At 51.6% G+C, this 320-nt stretch carries 1 rRNA gene; it reads left to right on the forward strand.

Annotated features, from left to right (window positions below):
• Positions 1–320 (forward strand): 23S ribosomal RNA (locus tag H4O21_RS25045); the annotation flags it as partial.

Below are 320 nucleotides of genomic sequence, written 5' to 3' on the forward strand. Positions count from 1 at the left end.
GCTGTCTCCACCCGAGACTCAGTGAAATTGAAATCGCAGTGAGGATGCTGTGTATCCGCGGCTAGACGGAAAGACCCCGTGAACCTTTACTACAGCTTCACAGTGGACTTTGACATAACTTGTGTAGGATAGCGGGGAGGCTTTGAAACTGTGACGCCAGTTACAGTGGAGCCAATCTTGAAATACCAGCCTGGTTATGTTGAGGTTCTAACTCAGACCCCTGATCGGGGCCGAGGCTTCCGGATACACACCTTTCATCGCCAGCCACTGCGTATCCTGATCAGCAAAGTGCAGTGTCCAGTTCACCATATCCTCCATGG

It is taken from the genome of Oceanospirillum sediminis (assembly GCF_014164585.1).
Classification (GTDB): domain Bacteria; phylum Pseudomonadota; class Gammaproteobacteria; order Pseudomonadales; family Halomonadaceae; genus Oceanospirillum; species Oceanospirillum sediminis.